At 38.4% G+C, this 3,471-nt stretch carries 3 protein-coding genes; all 3 read left to right on the forward strand.

Translation table 11 applies throughout. From position 1 onward, the window contains the following. Nucleotides 1-432: 432 nt before the first annotated feature. The 3 genes from mscL to AAA939_RS15200 all read left to right on the forward strand — a co-directional run bounded on the left by mscL (nucleotide 433) and on the right by AAA939_RS15200 (nucleotide 3,195). Entirely contained in the window at nucleotides 433-810 is a 378-nt protein-coding gene (mscL, locus tag AAA939_RS15190) for a large-conductance mechanosensitive channel protein MscL (RefSeq protein WP_084989049.1), read from the forward strand. Between the two features lie 235 nt (nucleotides 811-1,045). Next, the gene (locus tag AAA939_RS15195) at nucleotides 1,046-1,630 is read left to right on the forward strand and encodes a recombinase family protein (protein WP_204122203.1); all 585 of its coding nucleotides are present in this window, start codon (nucleotides 1,046-1,048) and stop codon (nucleotides 1,628-1,630) included. Nucleotides 1,631-1,989: 359 nt separating this feature from the next. Next, nucleotides 1,990-3,195, forward strand: coding sequence for an NAD(P)/FAD-dependent oxidoreductase (locus AAA939_RS15200; protein ID WP_020090536.1), 1,206 nt, complete (start codon nucleotides 1,990-1,992; stop codon nucleotides 3,193-3,195). Nucleotides 3,196-3,471 lie beyond the last annotated feature (276 nt).

A 3,471-nucleotide genomic window follows, 5' to 3' on the forward strand; every position in this document is an offset into this window, starting at 1 on the left:
AAACAACCGGCTACGGCGGTCATTGAACTATCGCTGCCCAGCCGATCTAATGCCTGAACTAGCTTAGCAACTAGACCACTTCTAAGAATAGATTCTTAGTGTTGCACTTGATTTGACAATTGAGGAAAAAAATGATTTTATTGGTAGCGTTAATAATAATTTGGGCAACCTATAAATTTTTTTCTTCATGGATTTGGTGGATATTAGGAATAATGCTGTTAATTGCTTTGTGGCGTTTTTTGACATCTTGGCCTGTCTTACTACTGATTGCTGGTGCATGCATTTTTCTATTGATTAAGCAGCATCGTGACAAAACTAAATCCAAGTCACCTTACGTTAATAAGAAAGTAACCGTTAATCAAAAGTTTCATTAGCACGACTAGTCCAATACTGATGACTATAAAAGCTGAAAAATTTAAGGGAGAAACTTGTATGTTAAAAGAATTCAAAGAGTTTATTTCACGTGGTAATGTAATGGACTTAGCAGTTGGTGTCATTATTGGAGCTGCCTTTACATCTATCGTTAAGTCATTAGTTGATAACTTAATTAATCCATTAATTGGTATCTTCTTGGGACAAATTGATTTTTCTGATCTTGCCTTTAAAGTTGGTAGTGCAACATTCAAGTATGGTGCCTTTATTAATTCCATTATCAATTTTCTAATTATTGCTTTTGTTGTATTCCTGTTAGTAAAAGGTATCAATAAAATTATGCCTAAAAAAGAAGCTTCCACTGCCCCAATCTCAATGGAAGCTCAATACCTGCAAGAAATTGCTGATATTTTGAAAAAAAATAATTCCCAAAAATAGGCTTTCTTTTGAATAAATTTAATCACGTCAACCTTGCACTTGTTTTTAACTTTTCCACAGGAATTTCAAAATTAAAGAAGTCCTCGATTTAAATTTCATTAATGAAATTTTCTGGATTTAATACAACGATTTTTCAAAACGGCCAATAGGGTATACCCTATTGGCCTTTTTTGCTTTTGTGCTATACTAGGAAATACAGATGTTCATTAGAACTGTCCAAAAGGAAGTGCTGATAATGGCTAAAATTGGTTATGCTCGTGTGAGTTCCAAAGAGCAACATTTAGATCGACAGTTAGCGGCTTTAAGAGGCGTTGATAAATTATTTACGGATAAATTAAGTGGGGCTAACACTAATCGGCCAGAACTGCAAAAAATGCTGGCCTATATTCGTGAGGGTGATATTGTCCTGGTCACTGAATTAGATCGCTTAGGCAGAAACAATCAGGATTTAACTAAAATCATGAACACCCTTCAAAATAGGGGCGCCACCCTAGATGTGTTAAATTTGCCGTCCATGACCGGGATTGCTGACCCAAATTTACGTCAACTGATGACCAACTTGATTATTGAACTCTATAAGTATCAGGCCGAAAGTGAACGTAAGCGAATCATTGAGCGCCAGCAACAAGGGATTGCCTTAGCTAAGCAGCAGGGTAAATATCATGGGCGCAAACCCCAATATGCCAAAGATGATCCCCGTTTGCAACACGCTTTTAAGCTTTATCAAACGGGTATGAGTGATGTAGATGTTGCCCGTAATACAGGGATTAAACGGACGACCTTTATCAGATATCGAAAGAAATTCAATATACAAAGATGATGTTTACATGAGAGAATCATAGCAGAGCGGACCACTTGAAACTTCTAACTCCACTAAAATCCGAGAAATGACCAAGAAAAATGACAACTCTTCGAATATTGTTACTTCAAATTAAAATCAAAAATGATTACCTTAAAAATCGAGGTTTTTTAATTAAAATAATATTATTTTATGCTGTGTTATCCGCAATTCTAAATCTGGATCATAGTGATATTTGATAGCTTTGTAGCAGTATGTAAATAAAATTATTATTCTGATAAAAGCAAGCAACGATTGACAATTCTGAGCGTTATTTTTCGAATCATGGCGTTTTTATATTACAATGATCCTAGAAAAAGTAAAGTTATGGAGGCGATTAGATGAGTGATTTGGATCAGACAAACAGCTATCGATACGTCATTGTTGGTGGCGGAGTGGTTGCTGGCTATGCCATCAAGGGAATTCGACAGGAAGATTCAGAGGGTGAGATCTTAATTATTTCGCAAGAGGCGGATGTCCCATATGAACGACCGGCACTGAGTAAAAAACTATGGCTAGATGATGAATTTACTGAAGAGAACATTCAGATTGGTGCTGAAAATTATCCCAATGTGACTTTTAAGTTCAAGACAACGGTTACGGCTATTAATCGGCAAGATAAGGTCATTACATTGGCCGATAGTGAGCAAATCAAGTATGAACAGCTATTGCTAGCAACTGGCGGAGAACCTAGACAAATCCAGGGGCCTTCTGATCCACATGTGCTAGTCTTTAGACAGTGGTCAGATTATCGCAAGTTACGTAAATTTAGTGGTCCGAACAAGCGAGTTGTGATCATTGGTGGTGGATATGTTGGTACAGAGCTCGCATCGTCACTGACCCAAAATGAGACTGAAGTTACAATGATTTTTCCAGAAAAAGCGCTGGGTGAGGGTAAATTTCCTGAGTCTATTCGGACTGAGTATGAAGCCACGTTCAAACGCAATGGTGTCACACTGATGAGTGGTCAGTTTGTCCAATCATATCAACGCCAAGGTGACCACTTGGCTCTATTGACAAAGGATGGTACGGTGATCGCAGCCGATACGATCATTGTTGGGTTAGGCGTTACGCCGCGGATTAGTTTAGCTGAAGACAGTTGTTTGGATTTAGCTGATGGTGGTGTGAAAGTTAATGAGTATCTCAATACTAGTGACCCAGCCATCTGGTCTGCTGGAGATATTGCCTCTTATCCAGATCACATCTTGGGTCGGCAACGGATTGAGCACGTGGACCATGCCCGACTTTCTGGTGAATTAGTTGGCCGTAATATGGCAGGTGCTCACATGAGCTATCAGCATACCCCATACTTCTATTCCATGATTTTTGATATTTCCTGGCAAGCAATCGGTAATATTGATCCTAAATTGCAATTGATTTTTGATCGGCGAACGCATGGATCGCTTGTCTATTTCATAGATACCGATAAGTTAGTTGGTGTTTTAGTTTGGAATGTTAAGGTGAATCTTGATGATGTTCGCGCATTGCTTGCGAACGCTCCAGCTACAGATGATCTGGTGGGCTCCATTCGAGAGAAGAAGGCTTAGTATCTGGATGAGATATCGGTGAATCATTGCGTCATCACGAATGTACTTTAGAACAAAATGGCCATCATTAACGATGGCTCAGTAGCAAATAAAAACTAGCCTTGAGTCATTTTAAAGTGCATGAAGTGCAACACAAAAGTTAGACAAAAGGTAGATTGTAAAATTAATCCGAACGCTGTTCGGACAAAAAAGATCAGCTTCCTTTAAAATGGTGTTTACCACAAACCCATCTTTTAGGAGCTGATCTTTTGTCTAGTATAACCTATTCCGAACGAA

This window comes from Lactiplantibacillus paraxiangfangensis (assembly GCF_036246185.1).
Classification (GTDB): Bacteria; Bacillota; Bacilli; order Lactobacillales; family Lactobacillaceae; genus Lactiplantibacillus; species Lactiplantibacillus paraxiangfangensis.

Coding starts and splice junctions, on each gene's coding strand:
- mscL (WP_084989049.1), top strand. CDS start 433: ATGTTAAAAGAATTCAAAGAGTTTATTTCACGTGGTAATGTAATGGAC.
- AAA939_RS15195 (WP_204122203.1), top strand. CDS start 1,046: ATGGCTAAAATTGGTTATGCTCGTGTGAGTTCCAAAGAGCAACATTTA.
- AAA939_RS15200 (WP_020090536.1), top strand. CDS start 1,990: ATGAGTGATTTGGATCAGACAAACAGCTATCGATACGTCATTGTTGGT.